Here is a 19,887-nt window from a genome sequence, read left to right as displayed (position 1 = left end):
CTACGAATCTACTAGCCAATGAGGTTAGGGAGGTTCGCTGCCAGCAGATGCAATACGGTCGCAAGCAGTACCCCGAGTACCAGCCCCCCGGCGATTTCCCATCTGGTATGTCCCATGCTTTCACGCAAAGGCTTGGTGGGAAACACGTCCGGATGTTCCTTTGCGAGCTTGTTAAGTGCCTCTGCATGTTTTCCTACCGCTCTGCGCAAGCCAGTCGCATCGATGATCACAATAAATGTCACAGCCACACCCAGCCCGAATGCAGGATGAGTAAAGCCCTCCTGCAAACCAATCAAAAACACAGTCGTGACCATGACAGTTGTGTGCGTGCTGGGAAATCCGCCGTTCCCGACCATTTCTTTGGCCCGGGACCCAAAACGGAGGTAATTAATCAAAAATTTGGTTATTCCGGACACGAGCCAGCCGATAAACGGCGCTAGCGCATATAACATGAGAAAACTCCTCTACGTGATGATTACGATTGAGAAATGACGACGACGCCTACGACGATAATCGCCAGACCGGCAATACGTGTAAGGGACAACGGTTCGTTGAAGATCAAGAAGGACAGCACAGCTACCAACACGTATCCGAGTGCTGCCATGGGATAAGCATAGGAGAGCTGCACCTTTTCGAGCGCAGCAATCCAGATAAACGCAGAAAGTCCGTAAAGCGCAAGTCCCACCATAATCGGCAGGTTCGTGAAATAGTGCAGGAACTTCAGTAGCAGCATGTCATTGTTGCTGGTGAGCGAGGATGCGCCCATCTTCATCGCGACTTGTCCACACGCACTGAGGATCACAGAAATGATGATGAGAACAATTGATGGCATAGTCTGATCCACAACCTATCTGAGCAAGTAACTTATTTCAATTCAAATACGTAAATAATCCCGGCTACCATGACGACATACAGGAACACCGTAATGAGAATCGGCTTGTCCTGCAACAAAACTTTTTCCGGACTGCCGCCCTGGCCTGCAACGGTGATCAAATACAGGTAACGGAAAATACCAAAGATCACGAGCGGAATGGTCCACATCAAGTGAATCGTGCGTCCCGATGTAAAAGTGAACAAGGAATAGCTAATGATTGTCATGGTCGTCACAATCGTATTCAACTGATTCAACAACTCGGACGAATAACTGTCGAGCACTTTGCGATGCGTTCCTTTATCTTGCTGCAACAAGATCAACTCGTGGCGACGTTTGCTGATGGCCAAAAACAGCGCGAGCAGCATCGTACAGAGCAAAAACCACGGCGTGAACGGTGTTTGGATCATCAGACTTCCTCCGATGGCACGCAAAACAAAACCGGCTGAGATAATCATGACGTCCAGAATGACCACATGCTTCAGCTTTAACGAATAAGCGACGTTGAGTACAAAGTAAACCAGCAGTACGAGCGCGAATAATCGGTCAAAGTAATAAGCACTAAACAGGGAACCTAGTAACAAAAACACACCGAATGCTAATGCGAGGGCTGGCGGCAATGCACCAGAAGCCATGGGCCGGAACTGTTTTTCCGGGTGATTTCGGTCATTTTTGATATCGACAAAATCGTTGAGGATGTACACACAGCCGGATACAAAACAAAACAGCAGGAAGGCCAGCACTGATTTTCCAATGACATCCGGACTTACTTTGTGCAAGGAAAATAGCAAGGCAGCAAAGACAAGCAAGTTTTTCGTCCATTGATGTGGGCGAAGCTGCTTCACTAATAGGTAGACCATATTTTGTCGAACGCGTGGCGTTGTTTTGACGTCAACTTTAACAGAATTTGATGTTGCCCCCATATCTAACCCCTATCCTAATATCGAATCTTGTACCTTCTAATGACGGAAAATGTAAAAAGAAGGTTACACCTGTAATATGGTATCATAACTTCCTCCATAAAAATTTAAGGATAACAGAAAAAATGTGAACTTGCGAGAAAGAATGATTGTCAAAAATAATAGCGGGGTTTATAAGAAAACGCAGCCCTCGTGATGGAGCTGCGTTTTTCAGGTTTTTTCTTTTTTAGTTCACTCGTGGAATAGGAGTGGCGGCTTTTTTTCGAGAATACAGGAACAAATTGAAAAGAACGATCACGAGTACGATCAATTGCGGGATCGTCGTTTCCCAGCTCGCGTAAATGCCGAGAGTCGGTGCGTACAACAAGTAATCGCTGCTGTGTGCAGATAAGCTTCCCGTCACCTGCAAAGCGTGGATGCTGACGCCGACGAATTTAAATGCCATGTAGTAGAGCAATAGGCTGGCAACAAAAAAGAACGGACGCACTGGAATGCGTGCACTGAGCTTGATGATGACAAAGCCAATCACGGCCAAGACGACTAGCGCGCTCAAAATGCCGATCATTAGGTCTGTCATGGAGATCGTAGCAGCCATTCCCATATAAAAGATAATCGTTTCTGCCCCTTCGCGGGCGACAGCGAGAAAGGCGGTAAATGAGAGTGACCACAGAGCTCCTGTTGCCAAAGAAGAGCCGATAGATTTCTCGACAAATTGATTCCATGCTTGCAGATTGGACTTCTTATGCAACCAGGCACCGATCGTCACCATAAAGAAGACGGCAATCAGTCCGGTTACTCCCTCAATCGTTTCTCGCGAGTTGCCTGTGGACAGGTTGGAGAAAACGACACTGAGGATGACGGCAAGAATGGCGGAAACTACGATCCCGGCAATTGACCCAGACCAGATCCATTTGCGCTTGTCGGCATTGCCTGACTTGTTCAGAACAGTAAGGAGAGAGACGATGATCAAGATAGCCTCTAGTCCTTCGCGGAACAAGATGAGTCCCGCATCCCACGCGGTGTATGAGGACGCTGTCGCAAATGGCGTAAGCTCTGTCTTCATTTCCGCAAGATTAGCCGACGCCTTTTCCCATTGCGGGGGATTGGACAGGATGAGTGTCGGGACGGCGACCATCTTGGCTTCGATACTGCTGTAGGTAGCAGGTGATTTGGTCATGACTACGCCTTCTACAGAGGGCCAAGAGGTGATAAAGGTCTCCATTTTATCCGAAGCTGCGTTTGCGTCCTGATTGGCGATATCTGTTTCTACCGATGCAAGGAGTACCAGTAGAGACGAGATGGTGGGCTGCTCGGAAGAAGGACTCGCAGCGGCCTGTTGGACTGCCTTTCCTGACAAATAATTGTCTACGGTAGTAATGAGTGCCTGTACTTTCTCTGCGCTCTTTTTAGGATCGGGTGGTTCTGTGTTCAGGGCAATACGCGCACCGCTGATTTTGATTTCCATATCCCCGTAGACGGCGGTATTTTCCGCTCGAACAAGACCCTCTGCCTTGTACCAGCCGGCGACGAAGCTGTTGTACGATTGCTTGGCTTTTGTCAGATCGCCTTCCGTGATGGCTGTCATGCTGTTTTGCAAGAGCGGTAGCAATGCCGCAATTTGCTTGTGTGCGCGTTCTTTTGGCTGACCGCCTTCTTCTTTGGACGAAACGTAACGATCTGTTGCTTTTGCCAAAGTGGAGATGGCTGCTTTTGCAGTGTCGGGATTCGCCTTTGCTTGAGCAAGGGCTTTTTCTGCTTCCGCGATTGCTTGCGTCAAAGCTTGTGCATCTGCCGAGGTTTCTTCCGAATTGCCCTCCCAGACGCTCTTCATACCGCTGATGGCTTTCGCTGCTTCTTCCCAGTTGTTATCTCCACTGCTAATCAAGGCATCGCTAGAGAGGGCGATCATTTGCTTGAGCTGCTCTGGCACCAGCGGCGCGGCTACAGCGGCAGACAGAGCAGATGTCCATAGCAGCATGCATGTACAAAGGATAAACAGATAGCGTTTCAAGGTGTTCACTCCATCCCAGGTAGTTGGTTAAAATAGCGTGTCCCCGATGTATCCGCCCTCACTTGCACCAGGTAGACAGGCGTACAAACCACTGCCGACATGGGTGATATATTCATTGAGTCGGTCGACAGATGCGAGCTTTTGTTGCATCGGAATGAATTGCTTGCGTGGATCACGATTGAAGCAAATGAACAACAGCCCAGCATCGAGCTGACCAGTCTTAAGATCCATTCCACTTGAATAAGAGTATCCGCGCCGCAAAATCTTCACTTTGCCCTCCATATGGGCCAGGGCGGTATGGGAATTCACAGGAATAACGGGTTTACCCTTGGCATCCTTTCGATCCAGCTCCAGCTCGTCGAACTCATTTGCTTTGCCAAGAGGAGCGCCGGTTAAACGGTGACGACCAAATGTATTCTCCTGATCGGTAAGGGTGGAGCGATCCCAGACTTCGATCCTCATGCGGATTCGACGCATGACCATGTAGCTGCCGCCTGCCATCCACGCGGGACTTTCAGCCGTGTTAGCCCAGACGACTTCATTTGCGGTAGCAGGATCGTTCACCGGCGGATTGTTCGTGCCATCCTTGAAGCCCAGCAGATTTCGTGGTGTGGAGCCAGTCGGGTCAGATGCACTGGTACGCTGGAAGCCTTCCTGGAGCCAGTGGAGGACAGCTTTGCCTCGAGCAATCCGGGCCAAATTCCGCAGGGCATGGAAGGCGACCTGTGGATCGTTGGCACAGACCTGCACGACAATATCGCCACCAGACCATTCTTTTCGCATTTCATCGCTGTTGAAGCGAGGTAAATCAACCAAAGGAGCTGGGCGTTTAGATGCCAGACCAAAGCGCTCGTCAAAGAAAGAAGCGCCAAGCCCAAATGTGATCGTCAGTTTCATTGGGCGCAGGCCCATGGCTTCTCCCGTGTCGACAGGAGGAAGAAGGGCGTGATCGCTCTCTTCGTCAACGTTTTTGCCGGCAGTCATGCGCGCTGCTGCCTGCGTCCAGCTTTGAAACAAGCTGCGGACATCCCCTAGCGAGGTCGTCGTCAAATCAAAAGCACCCATGCAGATAAAATCCTGCATAGGTGTAATGATCCCGGACTGATGCTTGCCATAAAAGGGAATGACCTCATCTGCACCGGTCGGAGTGGCACTCGTCTGCTCATTTTTAGGAGAGGAGGGCATAAGGGTATTAACCCCAGTCGCTCCTAACAGCAGTCCAATCCCCCCGACACCAGCCAACTTCAGAGCTTCTCGACGTGTGAATTTATTCGCTGTGGTGTTTTCGAGATGCTTGTCATTCATCTTGTTAGCCTCCTACGATCTTACCCATTTTGGATAAAGGCTCAGCCAATGCATCGAGGGACTGACTCAGCTTTTTCACTTGGTCTTCCTTCAATTCGGTGTATAGCACATAGCCGTCGCCTTTGCGGTATGGTGCGAGGGCTTTGTCCAAATCAGCAAAGCGAGCTTCAATTTCAGTTGCAAGAGCAGCGTCTTTTTCCGTAACAGCAGGCTTCAATACTTTGTAAATTTCGTGAGCGCCTTCTACGTTCGCTGCGAAATCGTACAAATCTGTGTGGGAATAGCGTTCTTCCTCACCAGTCACCTTGCTCGACGATACCTCATTCAAGAGCTCTACCGAACCCGTTACCAACATAGGCACATCGATTTCGACGCTCTCTACCTTCACGCGGAGCTGCTTCACATCTTGCAGCAGTTGGTCTGCCACTTTACCTTGGTCAGCAACCGATTTGGTTTCCCAGAGAGCTTTCTCCAATTTGTGATAGCCGCGCCATTCGTTATCAGGTACATCGCCTTCGCGGGCATCGATCCACGGGTCAAAATCGCCGAGAGATTCAGCGATAGGCTCGATTTTCTCAAAGTAAGCACGGGCTGGAGCATACTCCTTTTTCGCTTTCTCCATATCGCCTGCTTTGACGGCGTTGGTAAAGCTCTCTGTTGCTTTTACGAATTGGTCGGTTTGGTCAACGACCCATTTTCGGTATTGATCAATAGAGGCTTGCAGCTCAGGAGAAGGAGTAGTGCTCGCTGTCGCGGACTGATCAGCAGCGGCAGGCTTGTCAGGCTGCGTGGCTTCTGGTTTTTTCTCTTCGGTCTTTGTTTGTGCGTTTCCGCAAGCAGCGAGCAAGGAAGAGCCGAGAACAACTGCCGCGAGTGGATAACTCCATTTTTGGATCATGAAAAGACATCCCTTCATATGATATAAGAGTATAATTATACGATTATATTTCGATAATGAATATCATTATCATCCACAAAGAATTTTACTCTTTCTTAGACAGTTTGCAATCTTTTTTTGGCTAACTACTAATGGTTAGTTTTGGTGTTGTTCACATAAAACCAAAAATAGCTCAACAATCCCTTAACAATGACCTGTTATGATCGACCTATCAACTAAATGAATAACGTCTGTAAGTGGGTCGAGACGTGGAGAAAGCCCTCATACAGCAATAGATTTGAAAAAGACCGTTCGATCGGTTTGTTTCTTTGTGCTATTGCCGTGTATGAGGGCTTTTTGTGTTTTCGAATGAAAGGAGCGAGCAGGGGATTTGCTAGATACAGATAGGTACGAAGCGTATTTTTTTGATTTGGATGGAACGATTTTCCTTGGGAATGAACTGCTTCCTGGGGTGGAAAAGACACTTGCCACGCTGCGGGAGAAGCAAAAGAAAATCATGTTTTTGACCAATACGACGGTACAGACAAGAACAGCTTGTCAAACTCGCCTCCAGAAGCTCGGATTAACTGCCGGGCGGGAAGAAATCATGACGGCTGCCTACGCAGCGGGATTGTATCTTCAAGAAAATGCGGAGCAAGCGCGTGTCCTGATCGTTGGAGAGCCTGCATTGGAGGAAGAGATCGCGAGCTTTCATATAAAGCAGGTGCAAGATGCGGAGGAAGCTACGCATGTATTGGTTGGAATGGACCGTGGATTTACGTATGAAAAGCTGCAACAGGCTGCTGACGCTGTACGAAAGGGAGCCATCCTGATCGTAGCGAACCCCGATCCGGTATGTCCGGTGCCAGGGGGGGCCATTCCTGATACATGGGCGTTGGCGAGAGCGATTGAAACGGCTGGTGGAGCCTCTATCTGGGCGATGACTGGCAAGCCGTCTCGGTACTACGCCGAGCAGGTTTTTCAACAGCTTCAAGTGCAGCCAGAAAGATGCGTCATGGTGGGCGATCGTTTAGAGACAGATATTTTACTTGGGAAAAACAGCGGCATGAAAACGGCGCTGGTCATGACGGGTGTGACGACCAGCCGCGAACTAGAAGCCACAGAGATTCAGCCAGATTACATCCTTCCGACGATGGAAGCCATGGTGCAAGTCGACTAGGAAAACGAGGAGGCAAGGGAGATGGAGTTGGGAAAAAGCAGCAAAAAGTGGTTGTGGTCACTAATGGCAGCAAGTCTGGTGACAGGCAGTATGCCGTCCGTAATGGCGCAAAGCGCGGTGAGCAAAACCCTGCTCATCACAGAAGTTGTCAATGATCCTCTTTTTGATGAAAGCACAGGCGAGTTTATCGAAATCACTAATATCTCCAACGATTCGATTGATTTGAGTGGATACATGATCGGCGACGAGGAAACGCGTGGCGGAAATGAAGGGATGCATGCGTTTCCAGAAGGCACCATGATTGAGCCTTACCAGACGATTGTTATTTCCCGCTATGCAGACGGAATCGTGGAACGCCATGGCGTCACGCCAGATTTTGAATTGTTCGATTCCATGGAAGACGTGCCTGAGCTATTGCCGACGGATTGGGCGACAGGCAGCATTTATTTGGCCAATGGCGGCGACCACGTCATTCTGATGGATCCTGCGTACAATGTGGTGGATTCGATGGCTTATATGGATGCGAAGGTTCCTGGAGTCATCTCTCATCCGGGAGTAGCTGGTGGACACTCGATGGAACGCCTGACAGAAAAGGATACGAATGATGCTTCCAAAGATTTTGTTGATCAGCCCAAGCCAACCCCTGGTGAGTTGTTGTTTGGACCGAATGCCCAAAAAGACAAGATTCCAGTCTCTGACTTAAAAGACGACGTGCTGATTGTCCCTGAACCTAAGACGGGCATTGTCCTTCCGCCGACGGTGATTGCCATGTACGACGAGAAGTCCGAGCTCGATGCGATTCTGGATGCAGAAGCGTCTTCCATTTTTATTCCGGTGAAAAAATCCGGGAAGAACGGAGTCATCACCCAGGACGGCACATCGCTGGACGAGGTACTGGAGCAGATCAAGGGCAAGGCGATTCCGGTGATTCATATCGAGGACAAGAAATTGGTAGCCGAGGTTGATCGTCTGCTCCAGAAAGAGAATCTCACGGATGTGCACATTGTGTCTTCCCGACCGGAAATTGTTCAAGAGATGCGGGAGAAAAACAATGAATACCGTGGTGCTCTCGTGTATATCGACGGCAAGCTGAACGAAAAGAAGCAAAAGGAACTCGTACGCTCAGCCAGGAGCAGTCGTTCGAATGTGATCGTTCTCTCGCAAACTGCGATGACGGAGGATGTCATTCGTTATTTCCGCAATCGCGGGTTGTCCGTGTGGGGAATTGATCGGGCGAACAAGAGCCAAGCGAGTGAAATGATCGAGATGGGAGTGGTGGGGGTTGTCTCACACGATCCAAAAGAGGTGCATGAGCTGCTTGCTGTTTACCCAGAGAAAAGCATCACACAACCTCCGTTGGTCATGGCGCATAGAGGTATCCCTTCCTTAAAACCGGAAAACACGATGTACGCCTTTGAAGAAGCAATGAAGCTGGGTGTAGAAATCATCGAGACAGACGTCCACAAGACAAAGGATGGCCACCTTGTCCTAATCCACGATTTTGATCTGGAGCGTACCACTAACGGGACCGGGAAGGTAAAGGATTTCACACTGAAGGAACTGCGCGAATTGAATGCGAACAAGCTCGATCCAGCAAATCCTTCCTGGTACCAGCCTGAAATTACCGATGCTGTCATTCCTACCATGGATGAATTGCTGGAAGCGGCCAAGGGCAAAGCGGTGGTCATTCTGGAAGCAAAGGGGATTGGGTACGAAAAGGAAATGGCGAAGGTCATCAAGGAGCACGACACGGTTGAAGATGTGATTGTCAGCAGCTTCAGCTCAGAAGTATTGGAGCGTTTCGCCAAGCTCAATCCGGAACTGGGACTCGGCTTTACCTTGAGTGGGACCAAGCCGAAGGAACAACTGGAACAGTACGCCGAAAAGCAGATAACAGACGCGGTTCAACTGAATGCTCAATACTATATCAACCATCAGATTGTCACGCCAGAGCTGATCCGATTCGCCAAGCATCGGGGAATCATTTTGACCGTGTATACAGTCAACGAGGAAGCAGATATGAAGCGGGCAACCGAGGCGGGAGTCGGGGGAATTATTACCGACTATGCACAAAAACTTTACAATACCCAAATATTACCTTAGTAAGCAATTGGTATAGTCGAGGGATACGTAAAAAACAGCGAGAGATTCAGGGGGGAAAGTCGTGGCTGAAGTGGAATTGCGGCGCATTTCCAAGATGTATGGGGGCCAGAAGGTAGTCAATGAAGTGAGTGCTCGTATTCTGCCAGGAGAGTTTTTCGTGCTGGTAGGGCCTTCTGGTTGTGGGAAATCAACCACACTGCGCATGATTGCCGGGCTGGAGGAGATCAGCACGGGAGAGCTGTTGATTGGCGGCAAGCCGATGAATCAAGTCCCTCCGAGCGGGCGAAACATCTCCATGGTCTTTCAAAATTACGCACTTTATCCGCATTTGACGGTAAAAGATAATATTTTATTTGGTTTGCAGGTGCGAAAGGTAGACAAAGTAGAGCAGGGCAAGCGGTTGGAGCGTGTAGCGGAGATGCTGGGTATCGCACATCTATTACAACGCAAGCCGAAGGAATTATCCGGGGGGCAACGACAGCGTGTTGCACTCGGACGGGCCATCGTCAGTCAGCACCCTATCTGCCTCATGGACGAGCCTTTGTCCAATCTGGATGCCAAGCTGCGCGGGCACATGCGCACGGAAATCCGTCGCTTGCAGCAAGAGCTGGGCATCACGATGATTTACGTTACGCATGATCAGGTGGAAGCGATGACGATGGCAGACCGCATGATGGTCCTGCGCGACGGCGAGGTTCAGCAAGTCGGAAAACCGCTCGATGTCTACAACCATCCAGCGAATTTGTTCGTGGCGGAGTTTACGGGGGCACCCCCGATGAATACGGTCCCTGCTATTTGGCGAGCAGGCGATCAGGCAGGAATTGAGCTGGCAGGTCAGCATTTTTTGCCACTTCCTATGTTTCACGGTATCAAGGACCAGACCCCGGTCGTTCTCGGTCTGCGTCCAGAGTCACTTCAACCCGCCCTTGAAGGGCAATCTGTCGACGTTACCTTCCAGTTCCCTGTCACCGTACAAGGAGTAGAGATTCTCGGTTCTGAGACCATTGTGGAATTCACCGTGGGAGACAAGCTGTGGAAGGCCAAATGGAACGGGCAATGGCACTGCAAAAGAGGTGAAACCATGCATGTTCGTTTTGATCCAGCTCAGGTGAACGTGTTTGATGGAGAAACCGGAAAAAATCTAGCGGTTACGACCAATTGAGAAAAGAAAAGGGAGAGGTACTGCGATGCGTAAAGTTGTCAAAAGCTTGTTTGCGGTCGTCATGAGTATGAGTTTGATCACGGGTTGCTCCAGTGGCAATTCTTCGTCTACGAACAACGCGACGCAAGGAGCCAATTCGTCTGGCAAAACAGAGCTGTCCTTCTATTATCCAGTTGCGGTTGGCGGTCCTTTGACCAAGATCGTGGACGGAATGGCAGAAGAATTTAACAAAGAAAATCCAGATATCAAAGTCAAGCCAGTCTATACGGGCAGTTATCAAGACACAACGACAAAAGTGCAGGCGGCTGTACAGGGTAAGACTCCTCCCGACGTAGCAGTGATGCTCTCTACTGAGCTGCATACGATGATGGACATGGATGCCATCCTTCCGTTGGACGACCTCATTGCCAAGGATGGCGGCAGCGAATACGTAAATGATTTCTTCCCAGGCTTCCTGGCGAATTCTCAAGTAGATGGCAAGACATACAGCATTCCGTTCCAGCGAAGCACCATCGTGCTCTATTACAACAAAGACGCGTTCAAGGAAGTCGGTCTTGATCCGGAAAAACCACCAACATCCTGGGATGAGCTGGTTTCGTACGCGGCCAAATTGAAAAAGGACGGGCGCTACGGCGTCGAGATTCCTTCCTCGAGCTTTACGTATTGGATGTTCCAGGCGCTGGCCCTACAAAACGGCAAGAACTTGATGTCCGAAGATGGGAAAAAAGTGTTCTTGGATACGCCAGAAAATGTAGAAGCTCTGCAATTTTGGGTAGATTTGTCCAAAAAGCATCAAGTCATGCCTGAAGGCGTCAACGAGTGGGCGACTGTGCCTTCTGATTTCTTGGAAGGCAAAACGGCGATGATGTTCCATACGACAGGGAATCTGACGAACGTGAAGAAAAGCGCGAAGTTTGATTTTGGCGTAGCGTTTTTGCCAGCGAAAAAGAACTACGGCAGCCCGACAGGTGGCGGCAACTTCTACATGTTCAAAGGAACGGACGAAAAGAAACAGGCAGCGGCATGGAAGTTCATTCGCTTTATGACCGAGTCTAAGCGCGCTGCTCAGTGGAGTGTCGATACTGGCTATGTCGCTACACGCAAATCTGCATACGAAGAAGAGACGATGAAGCAATACGTTAAGGACTTCCCGGCAGCAGCAGTAGCTCGTGACCAGCTGGAATACGGTCATGCTGAGCTGTCTACGCACAATAACGGTAAAGTGACAAAGCTCTTGAACGACACACTGCAATCCGTGATCACTGGTCAATCTGAGCCTGCGGAAGCATTGAAAAAAGCGCAGGAAGAAGCGGACAAGATGCTGGCGCCGTTCAACAAATAAATCAAGCAAGGCAATGGGGGAGCGACAATGGGGGAACTACGCGCAAAATGGAAAGTGAACATGTACGCCTGGCTCTTGCTCCTTCCCTCCCTCATCTTCCTGCTGCTGTTTACCTTCTATCCGGTTATACAAACGTTCATACTCAGTTTTCATCAAGCGGATCTGGGTTCTCCAGAGCCGTTTTTTAACGGGATAGATAATTATAAACAAATGCTGGAAGATGAAGTGTTTTGGAAGGTGTTGACCAATAATATCTGGTTCGCCATCGGAACAGTGCCGACGAGTGTGGCTCTCGCGCTGGCTATGGCTCTGTTCGCCAACAAGGCATTACGAGGGAAGAGCTTTATCCGCACGGCTTATTTTTACCCGACAGTTGTTCCGATGATTGCTGTGGCTAACATCTGGCTATTTATTTACACACCGGAGTACGGAGCGCTTAGTCATGTGATGGAGTGGTTCGGAAAAGGCGACATGAACTGGCTCGGCGATCAGAAAAATGTGATGTGGGCGATGATCTTCATGGTCATTTGGAAGGAAGCGGGCTATTTCATGATCTTCTATTTGGCTGGGCTGCAAAACATTTCACAGGAGCTATACGAATCCGCCTCCATGGAGGGAGCATCGTCGTGGACGGTTTTTCGCCGCATTACCTTTCCACTGCTTATGCCAACGACGATGTTTGTCAGCATTATCGCCTTCACCAACTCTTTCAAGCTGGTAGACCATTTGGTGATCATGACCAAAGGCGGACCGGATAATGCCAGCAATCTCTTGCTGTACTACATATACGAGACGGCGTTTTCTTTCTGGGATCAAGGAATGGCTTCGGCATTGACGATTGTCATGGTCGTGCTGCTCTTGCTAGTCGCTGCTTTTCAGTTTTTTGGTATGGATAAAAAGATTCATTACAACTAGGGGGGATGGCAGATGCTTCGCAAAATCACAACGGTTGGAATGTACGGCTTGGCCGTTCTCTGGTTGTTTCCTTTGCTCTGGGCGGTCTGGACTTCCTTTCGCCCGAGGGAGCTGGCGACTTCGTGGTCGTTCAGTACAGATTTTACACTCGATAACTTTGCGAAGGTGTGGGACGCAGCACCCTTTGACCAGTACTACATCAATACCTTTTTGATCGTGACCGGTATTTTGGTGGCGCAAATGATCACGGCTACATTGGCAGCCTATGCCTTTGCGAAGCTGCAATTTTGGGGAAAGGATGTGTTGTTTGTCCTGTTCCTGGTCCAGCTCATGGTCCCAGCAGATATTTTGATTTTCCCCAACTACAACGTCCTGCGTGACTTGTCTTTGCTGGATACCAAAATCGGCATTATGCTGCCGTACTTCGCTTCGGCCTTCGGGGTCTTTCTGTTGCGACAAACCTTCAAGACAATCCCGAACGAACTGGAGGAGGCGGCACGGATGGAAGGCTGCTCCTGGTTCCAGATTTTGTGGCGGGTGTACGTTCCACTAGCGAAGCCGACCTACATTGCTTTTGGTTTGGTCTCGGTGAGCTACCATTGGAACAACTTCATGTGGCCGCTGATTATTACGAATTCCGTGGAAAATCGTCCGTTGACGGTCGGTCTGGCGATTTTTGCTCAATCGTTTGAGACGGGGGCGCAGTGGGCCGAGGTAAGTGCAGCAACGGTCATGGTGATTTTTCCGTTGTTGTTGGCATTTTTATTGTTCCAGCGGCAGTTTATCAACAGCTTCATCCACTCCGGCGTGAAATAAGAGGGAGGGTCATGAATCATGAGAGACAAAGGCTCGTTTGCCGTATCCACCTATGCGTTATTTGATCTGTCCTTGCGTGATGCGATTGTTCAGCTTTTGCAAAAAGACTGGAAGGGCATCGAGATTATGTGTGAAGAGAATCATGTCGACCTCTTGGACTGGTCCTGGGAGCAGCTGAAAGAGTTGAAGCAGCAGGGAAACGAGAGAGGGATTGCCTGGTCGATTCATGCACCGATTCGTGGCTGCAATCTGGCGGCGGATGCAGGACCAACCCGGGATCAAACGTTAGACACGATGAAGCGCTGCCTGGAGATTGCCAGCTTTCTCGACTGCACGCACGTCGTGATGCATGCAGGGGAGGTAGAAGATCGACTCGCGGAAACAGAGCGTGTCAGAGGTGTGGAAAATGTGAGTCAGGCACTCCACGTGTTGACCTCCGAGCTGTCCGCAGAGAGTAGAACCATTCTGACGGTCGAGAATGTGCCCCCTTATCCAAAAGTGCTGGGGTGGAACGTTGAGGATCTCGTGCGTATATGCCGTCATGTAAACTCCCCGCGCGTGGGAATCGTGTACGACGTGGGCCATGCCTATTTGATTCGTCCGGGCTATGCGACCGATGCCTTGCAGCAGGTGCTTCCTGATTTGTCCGCTCTGCACCTGAGTGATAACTTTGGCAAGCTCGACGATCATTTGGCAGTGGGGGAAGGAACGATCCCGTTCGAGCCTATCCTGTCACTTTTAAAAGACAATGGCTTTGCGGGTCATTGGGTTGTAGAGACAAAGCAGCTTGGCTGCGCTGAGGTAAGTGTGGAACGGCTACTGAGGGCAGGAGGCAAATAACATGGACATGAAAACGATTTTGAAAACGAATCCGGTTATTGCGGCAACCGAACAGGATAGATTGGGAGAGGCGATGGCGTCCCGCGCTTGCGCGATTCTTTTGATGTACGGAAAGCTGACCAAGCTAATGGAGGAAGCCGAAACCATCCGTCAGTCGAGCAAGCCGATTTTTTTGCACACAGACCTCATGAATGGCTTGTCCAATGACAAGGAGGCTTTTCGTTTTTTGTCCACCTATATCCAACCAACAGGCATTGTCACTACCAAAGGTCCAATGATTCGCGCGGCCAAAAAGGAAGGGATGCTGACGATCCAGCGAGTCTTTTTGATCGATTCGACCTCTCTCACGACGACTATCAAAAACGTCTTGGAAAACCAGCCGGATGCGATTGAAATCATGCCGGGGATAGCGCCGTCTATTATTTCGTATATCAAGGAGCATTTGTCGCAGCCGATTATATTGGGCGGGTTGATTTGGAATATGGAACAGGTCAACGAAGCGTTGAAGGGTGGCGCAGATGCTGTTTCGTTGAGTAAGTCGGAGATGTGGAACCATATGACTGTTTAAGAGAAAGGGCAGGTGTGAAAGCACCTGTCTTTTTTCATAAAGGTGGATGCAACCGCTTGCGGTCAACAAAACGGTCATGACCGTTTTGTATGTAATAAATCATTACGCCCTTCCGCCTACCATTTTATCTGGTTTGCTATCCATCCGTGTTTCTTACAGATATGTGTCCAAATGCCTACATGATTGGTAATCACACAAGAGTAATTTTATAATGTAAGTAACAAAATTCTACGATGAAGAAAATAGCAGCGAAGTGACACCCTTCAGCGTGAAAAGAGGGTAATATGGAACCAATTCAACTGATGGAAGCGGCAGAGCAATTTATCCGGACATGCTATCGTGAGCTGGACAAGACAACGGACGAAACCGAGCAACGGCTACAAGAAGTACGACAGCTGATTCATCAGCAGGGATACTATGAGCATACGGCCGAGGAGCTTCGTCACGGAGCGAAAATGGCCTGGCGCAATAGCAATCGATGTATTGGGCGGTTCTTTTGGGAATCGCTAGTGGTGATAGATGAGCGGCATGTCGAAACAGAAGAGGAGATGGCCCAGGCTATGCTCCGACATATCGACTTTGCCACCAATGGCGGGAAAATTCGCCCGACCATTACGGTATTTGCACCTACTGTCGCAGGCAGAGCTCCCATGCGTATCTGGAATGACCAATTGATTCGCTATGCGGGATATGAGACAGAGCACGGCGTAGTGGGTGATTCAGTTTCGCTTTCGCTGACGAAGCTATGTGAGAGCTTGGGATGGCAAGGGAAAGGTACAAACTATGACGTTTTGCCGCTTGTCGTGCAAATTGGAGATCGGAAGCCGCAGTTTTTTGAGATTCCTCAGGAGCTGGTCTTGGAGGTGCCGATCGTGCATCCGGATTTGCCGGGCTTTGCTGATATGGAATTGCAATGGTACGGGGTTCCGATTGTTTCGAATATGCGCTTGGAGATTGGCGGTATCGACTATTTGGCCGCACCTTTTAACGGTTGGTACATGGGAACGGAGATCGGTGCACGCAATTTCGCCGATCAAGAGCGATACAACATGCTGCCAAAGGTCGCAGAGGTCATGGGGCTCGATACGAGTAGGGAAGTTACCCTTTGGAGAGACAAGGCGCTTATCGAGCTGAACGTAGCCGTCCTGCATTCCTTCAAGGAAAAAGGAGTATCGATTGTCGATCACCATACGGCGAGCCAGCAATTCAAGCGATTTGAGGAAAGAGAAGAGAAATGTGGCCGAGCCGTTACGGGTGACTGGACATGGCTGGTTCCACCGATCTCCGGAACAGCTACACACATTTTCCATAATCTATACGACAACACAATCCATACGCCGAATTTCTTTTACCAGGACAAGCCGGAGCTCGGCAAAAAATAAGGTCTTCAAATGTCGCGAACATGCTTCGCGGCATTTTTTTGCGTGCGATGTCACATACAGGGTGTTATGGTGCGTTATACCAGTTGGAAGGAGGGAGAGAGTGGACACGAAACAGATAGAAGAACTCGTGGATGAGATCATTCAGGGAGCGGATGACCGCTACGCTATCATTATGAAAAGCTACCAAACGCCGATATTTCACTACTGCTATCACATCTTGGGGAATCGATGCGAAGCGGAAGATGCCACACAGGAGGTCTTCTTCAAGGCTTATCGCAACTTGAAAAAATACAGTCCAATTATGCCGTTCGCTGCTTGGCTTTATAAAATAGCCTATCACCACTGCATCGATCTCATCAGAAAAAGGAAATGGACAAAATTGTTGCCATTTTTGATGCAGGACAAAGAGTCTCAATCAGACATCGAGCGGCATATTGAAAATGTTTATTTTAGTGAGGATGTATTTCTTGCCATGCAGACACTCTCGGTAGAGGAAAGAACGCTTCTCTTACTGCGAGGCGTGGAAGAAAAGACGTACGAGGAAATTTCCTTGATCATGAACAAAAACGCTGCGAGTCTGCGCAAAAAATTCGAGCGTACGGCATCGAAGTTCCGATCCGCTTATTCTCCTTTAGGGAAGGGAGGGTCAGCTCACGATGAGTCGAAACAAATCGCACGAGAGTATTAAGGACCTGTTTAACGACCCGCGCATCCCGCAGGAGATTGATATTAGCCATCAAGTAATGACAAAAATCAAACGAGAGAAGGAGAGATTTTTTGTGAAGTACAAGGTAAGCATTTTGGTTGCGATCGGATTAATCGCAAGTATTTCGTCGGGGTATGCTGCTGTTCAATTCTATCAGTTGAAGAGCCCGCAAGGTGAGGTGCTGTATCAAGAGAAAGATGTAAAAGAATCAGGCGCCAAAACAGTAAAAGAACCAGATCAAGAAATGGATGCCTTCTTAAATAAACGTTGGGAAATCGAGGATAATATGGAGCCAGGAACTGCCGCAGCTGTCTACATCGTTCCTCACAATCCTCAAAAACAAATCGTGACGATGACGGCTCCATTTGATTATAAGACTTGGGCTGATGTTCAACAGAAAGTGGGAGATCAGATATTCTTGCCAGAAACTTTACCGGGACGCCATGCTTTTTTGGATGCCCGACTCGAGTTTGGCATCAAGAACGAATATAACAAAACCACTTTGTATCAGCAGGCGGAAAAAGAGAACAAAGAATACGTCATGCAGCCATTGGCGTGGACAAATGAATTGGAGTATCTGTATACGACATATAAATCTGGAGAAAGCTATATTAATTTGAACATCACAAATTATGAGGGAGTAGAAGGAAGTACAACCTATGTAGCCAATCTGGATCAACAGAAAAAAGAGGTAGTCAAAGTAGGACAAATCGAGGTGCTCTATTCAGAGGAAGTCAAAAAAGACCGGACTGACAAGAGCATCGTCTGGGTGATGGAGTATGCTGGCAAGAAGATGCAGTACGAAGTAGTCGCGACTGGGGATGTATTGACCAAAGGAAACATCAGCGAGTTTGTAAATGCCATGATGCCGAAAAAATAAAGCTACTAATGTCGCGAACATGCTTCGCGGCATTTTTTTGTGACGGAACATCACTAGTAAAAAGTACTGGCGATGAACCTTGATTTACTTATCGTGTTTGAAGGGGATCAGAATATCGAGCAGTTTACCAAAATAGCTCCAACGGTAGTGATTCCATACGGTAAGAAGTCAATCCGCGAAGAAAAGGCTTGTCGGCAGTAAAAAATAACAACGTAGAAGAAAAACCCCCGAAACACATGTAGCAAGTATGCTCGGCTACGAGTATTCGGGGGTAATTTATTTAGGGGTTGTAATAGCTGCTAAGAGCTGGGAGCAGACCCAATGGATTTTTCCGCAAGTCCTTGGCACTAAAGAAAATGCTGCCTTGAACCTGAGGAACCATCGCGTTGAAATTCAACTGGTTGATAATCTCCTGGGCACTCTGCCAGCCAGCTTCGGCCGTTCCCAGCTTGTATGGCGAATGACCGATGTAGAGCTTGACGTTCGTGCCTTGTACTTCGTTTGCCCACCAAGTAACGAGCTTGTCGTATTGGGCAGGGGCGAAGGAAAAGCTCCAATAGATTTGCGGAGTCACATAATCAATCCAGCCTTGCTGAATCCACGTGCGCACATCGGCAAACATGTGGTCATAAGCAGTAACGCCAGCTTTTGTATCGGAGCCGGTCGGATCGACGTTGCTGTTGCGCCATACACCGAATGGACTGATCCCGAACTGAACGTGAGGCTTGACGCTCTTGATAGACTGATTCAATTGTTGAACAAACTGATTGATATTATCGCGGCGCCAGTCTGCTTTGGACACGATTTTTTTGCTGTTGTAAGCCTTGAATGCTGCATCGTCTGCAAAGGCGACATTGGAAGGATAGAAATAATCATCCAGATGGACACCATCGATGTCATAGCGTTGTACGACTTCCATTACTTCATTAATAATTTGCTGACGTGCCGCCGGAACACCCGGATTGATGTACAGCTTTTTGTTGGCATTTACAATCCAGTCAGGATGCTGCTTGATCACGTGGTTCGCCGGCAATTGGTCTGTTTTTGCATCTGTAGTGGCACGGAACGGGTTGAACCAAGCATGGAATTGCATTCCGCGTCTATGCGTTTCTTGTACCATAAAGGCAAGCGGGTCGTAGCCAGGATCTTTCCCTGGAGTTCCCGTCAAAAATCTCGACCATGGAGTGAGTGTAGAAGGATACAGTGCATCTCCAGATGGGCGAACTTGCACGAAAGCAGCGTTCATTCCCATGGCTTGTAGCTCATCGAGAAGCTGTATGTATTCTTGTTGCTGCTTTGCTGGATTTCCGTATGAACCGGAAGATGGCCAGTCCAAGTTGTAGACCGTAGATATCCATACCCCGCGCAAATTTCCATTTGTCACGACAGGTGTGCCTGGCTCCATCGCGCCGTTTTCACTCAATATATCTTGTGGTGGCGGAGTCATGGTAGCGACGTTGCCGCTTTGCAGGCGAATGGTTCTTGTTTTGTCTTCCCAGTTTACCGCAAGCCCCAACTGCTCAGAGACAAAACGCAGCGGAACCATAATTCTCCCTTGTTTGTTTTGAACAGAAGCATCGAGTGGGATGCTGTTGTTGTTCACGCGAGCGTTCTTTTGATTAACCGTCAGCGACAACAAGGTATCCTGTTTACTGATCGTTGCGGTTTGAGACTTTGGCTCCCAATTTACTTCGGCTCCCAGATTTTCACCGATCACCCGCATTGGAACCATCGTTACATCTGCTTTTGGAACAATGTACGGAGCGACGTCACTTTTGATTTGTTGCCCGTCCAAATAGATGCTGATGCCAGAGGATGTCTGCGCAGCCTGCACGGATATCCCCATCGTTGGAATACATAGTACGAACATTAGCAAAAGCATAAACCACTTGCGTACCTTCATTTTTGCCAATCCTCCGACAAGTATAGATTTGCTTACTACATTAGCCAATTCGTTAGACGCTTTATTATATCGCTTTGTTACGCTCAAGTGGGAGATTATTGTAACG

19 protein-coding genes are annotated in these 19,887 nt (G+C 48.9%); 12 read left to right on the top strand and 7 right to left on the bottom strand.

Going from position 1 to position 19,887, the window contains the following annotated elements; translation table 11 throughout:
- Positions 1-11: 11 nt before the first annotated feature.
- The 6 genes from HPY31_RS06735 to efeO all read right to left on the bottom strand — a co-directional run bounded on the left by HPY31_RS06735 (position 12) and on the right by efeO (position 6,005).
- Complete coding sequence (locus tag HPY31_RS06735; protein WP_015893904.1) at positions 12-452, bottom strand: divergent PAP2 family protein; 441 nt, start codon at positions 450-452, stop codon at positions 12-14.
- Positions 453-475: 23 nt separating this feature from the next.
- Complete coding sequence (locus HPY31_RS06730; RefSeq protein WP_041749727.1) at positions 476-832, bottom strand: SMR family transporter; 357 nt, start codon at positions 830-832, stop codon at positions 476-478.
- A 32-nt stretch (positions 833-864) separates the two neighbouring features.
- A complete protein-coding gene (locus HPY31_RS06725; RefSeq protein ID WP_015893902.1) occupies positions 865-1,794 on the bottom strand; it encodes a decaprenyl-phosphate phosphoribosyltransferase in 930 nt (309 codons plus the stop codon).
- A gap of 223 nt (positions 1,795-2,017) precedes the next feature.
- The gene (locus HPY31_RS06720) at positions 2,018-3,802 is read right to left on the bottom strand and encodes an FTR1 family iron permease (protein WP_172139527.1); all 1,785 of its coding nucleotides are present in this window, start codon (positions 3,800-3,802) and stop codon (positions 2,018-2,020) included.
- 27 nt (positions 3,803-3,829) lie between these two features.
- Positions 3,830-5,107, bottom strand: coding sequence for an iron uptake transporter deferrochelatase/peroxidase subunit (gene efeB / locus HPY31_RS06715; protein ID WP_172139525.1), 1,278 nt, complete (start codon positions 5,105-5,107; stop codon positions 3,830-3,832).
- 4 nt (positions 5,108-5,111) lie between these two features.
- Positions 5,112-6,005: an iron uptake system protein EfeO gene (gene efeO, locus HPY31_RS06710; RefSeq protein ID WP_172139523.1), complete on the bottom strand. Its 894-nt coding sequence runs from the start codon at positions 6,003-6,005 to the stop codon at positions 5,112-5,114.
- A 370-nt stretch (positions 6,006-6,375) separates the two neighbouring features.
- Between efeO and HPY31_RS06705 the strand changes: the two genes are divergently transcribed.
- The 12 genes from HPY31_RS06705 (at position 6,376) to HPY31_RS29000 (ending at position 18,079) form a co-directional block, all read left to right on the top strand.
- The gene (locus HPY31_RS06705; protein ID WP_172139521.1) at positions 6,376-7,164 is read left to right on the top strand and encodes an HAD-IIA family hydrolase; all 789 of its coding nucleotides are present in this window, start codon (positions 6,376-6,378) and stop codon (positions 7,162-7,164) included.
- A gap of 21 nt (positions 7,165-7,185) precedes the next feature.
- Positions 7,186-9,267 (top strand): glycerophosphodiester phosphodiesterase family protein, encoded by a 2,082-nt coding sequence (locus HPY31_RS06700; RefSeq protein ID WP_172139519.1) that lies wholly within the window; start codon positions 7,186-7,188, stop codon positions 9,265-9,267.
- Positions 9,268-9,328: 61 nt separating this feature from the next.
- A complete protein-coding gene (locus tag HPY31_RS06695; RefSeq protein ID WP_016739536.1) occupies positions 9,329-10,429 on the top strand; it encodes an ABC transporter ATP-binding protein in 1,101 nt (366 codons plus the stop codon).
- Between the two features lie 25 nt (positions 10,430-10,454).
- Positions 10,455-11,771, top strand: a complete 1,317-nt coding sequence (locus HPY31_RS06690) for an ABC transporter substrate-binding protein (protein WP_172139517.1) — start codon at positions 10,455-10,457, stop codon at positions 11,769-11,771.
- Positions 11,772-11,798: 27 nt separating this feature from the next.
- Positions 11,799-12,686 (top strand): carbohydrate ABC transporter permease, encoded by an 888-nt coding sequence (locus HPY31_RS06685; RefSeq protein ID WP_015893894.1) that lies wholly within the window; start codon positions 11,799-11,801, stop codon positions 12,684-12,686.
- 12 nt (positions 12,687-12,698) lie between these two features.
- Positions 12,699-13,502, top strand: coding sequence for a carbohydrate ABC transporter permease (locus tag HPY31_RS06680; protein ID WP_016739540.1), 804 nt, complete (start codon positions 12,699-12,701; stop codon positions 13,500-13,502).
- 18 nt (positions 13,503-13,520) lie between these two features.
- Positions 13,521-14,342 carry a sugar phosphate isomerase/epimerase family protein gene (locus HPY31_RS06675; protein ID WP_172139515.1) on the top strand — a complete coding sequence of 274 codons (822 nt, stop codon included), beginning with the start codon at positions 13,521-13,523 and terminating at the stop codon, positions 14,340-14,342.
- A gap of 1 nt (position 14,343) precedes the next feature.
- A complete protein-coding gene (locus HPY31_RS06670; protein ID WP_016739542.1) occupies positions 14,344-14,910 on the top strand; it encodes a glycerol-3-phosphate responsive antiterminator in 567 nt (188 codons plus the stop codon).
- 284 nt (positions 14,911-15,194) lie between these two features.
- Positions 15,195-16,292 (top strand): nitric oxide synthase oxygenase, encoded by a 1,098-nt coding sequence (locus HPY31_RS06665; protein WP_172139513.1) that lies wholly within the window; start codon positions 15,195-15,197, stop codon positions 16,290-16,292.
- A gap of 100 nt (positions 16,293-16,392) precedes the next feature.
- A complete protein-coding gene (locus HPY31_RS06660; RefSeq protein ID WP_015893889.1) occupies positions 16,393-16,980 on the top strand; it encodes an RNA polymerase sigma factor in 588 nt (195 codons plus the stop codon).
- Entirely contained in the window at positions 16,949-17,878 is a 930-nt protein-coding gene (locus HPY31_RS06655) for a hypothetical protein (protein WP_253901700.1), read from the top strand. Before HPY31_RS06660 ends, HPY31_RS06655 begins: the two co-directional genes overlap by 32 nt.
- 72 nt (positions 17,879-17,950) lie before the next feature.
- Positions 17,951-18,079 carry a hypothetical protein gene (locus HPY31_RS29000; protein WP_256434394.1) on the top strand — a complete coding sequence of 43 codons (129 nt, stop codon included), beginning with the start codon at positions 17,951-17,953 and terminating at the stop codon, positions 18,077-18,079.
- A 79-nt stretch (positions 18,080-18,158) separates the two neighbouring features.
- Here HPY31_RS29000 and HPY31_RS06645 read toward each other — a convergent pair whose 3' ends face one another.
- A complete protein-coding gene (locus tag HPY31_RS06645) occupies positions 18,159-19,781 on the bottom strand; it encodes a family 10 glycosylhydrolase (RefSeq protein WP_172139876.1) in 1,623 nt (540 codons plus the stop codon).
- Between the last annotated feature and the right edge of the window lie 106 nt (positions 19,782-19,887).

Origin of the sequence: Brevibacillus sp. HB1.3 (assembly GCF_013186635.1) — a bacterium.
Taxonomy (GTDB): Bacteria; Bacillota; Bacilli; order Brevibacillales; family Brevibacillaceae; genus Brevibacillus; species Brevibacillus brevis_D.
This window is presented reverse-complemented; position numbering and strand designations above follow the sequence as displayed.

Coding starts and splice junctions, on each gene's coding strand:
- HPY31_RS06735 (WP_015893904.1), bottom strand. CDS start 452: ATGTTATATGCGCTAGCGCCGTTTATCGGCTGGCTCGTGTCCGGAATA.
- HPY31_RS06730 (WP_041749727.1), bottom strand. CDS start 832: ATGCCATCAATTGTTCTCATCATCATTTCTGTGATCCTCAGTGCGTGT.
- HPY31_RS06725 (WP_015893902.1), bottom strand. CDS start 1,794: ATGGGGGCAACATCAAATTCTGTTAAAGTTGACGTCAAAACAACGCCA.
- efeB (WP_172139525.1), bottom strand. CDS start 5,107: ATGAATGACAAGCATCTCGAAAACACCACAGCGAATAAATTCACACGT.
- efeO (WP_172139523.1), bottom strand. CDS start 6,005: ATGATCCAAAAATGGAGTTATCCACTCGCGGCAGTTGTTCTCGGCTCT.
- HPY31_RS06700 (WP_172139519.1), top strand. CDS start 7,186: ATGGAGTTGGGAAAAAGCAGCAAAAAGTGGTTGTGGTCACTAATGGCA.
- HPY31_RS06690 (WP_172139517.1), top strand. CDS start 10,455: ATGCGTAAAGTTGTCAAAAGCTTGTTTGCGGTCGTCATGAGTATGAGT.
- HPY31_RS06685 (WP_015893894.1), top strand. CDS start 11,799: ATGGGGGAACTACGCGCAAAATGGAAAGTGAACATGTACGCCTGGCTC.
- HPY31_RS06680 (WP_016739540.1), top strand. CDS start 12,699: ATGCTTCGCAAAATCACAACGGTTGGAATGTACGGCTTGGCCGTTCTC.
- HPY31_RS06675 (WP_172139515.1), top strand. CDS start 13,521: ATGAGAGACAAAGGCTCGTTTGCCGTATCCACCTATGCGTTATTTGAT.
- HPY31_RS06670 (WP_016739542.1), top strand. CDS start 14,344: ATGGACATGAAAACGATTTTGAAAACGAATCCGGTTATTGCGGCAACC.
- HPY31_RS06665 (WP_172139513.1), top strand. CDS start 15,195: ATGGAACCAATTCAACTGATGGAAGCGGCAGAGCAATTTATCCGGACA.
- HPY31_RS06655 (WP_253901700.1), top strand. CDS start 16,949: ATGAGTCGAAACAAATCGCACGAGAGTATTAAGGACCTGTTTAACGAC.
- HPY31_RS29000 (WP_256434394.1), top strand. CDS start 17,951: ATGAACCTTGATTTACTTATCGTGTTTGAAGGGGATCAGAATATCGAG.
- HPY31_RS06645 (WP_172139876.1), bottom strand. CDS start 19,781: ATGAAGGTACGCAAGTGGTTTATGCTTTTGCTAATGTTCGTACTATGT.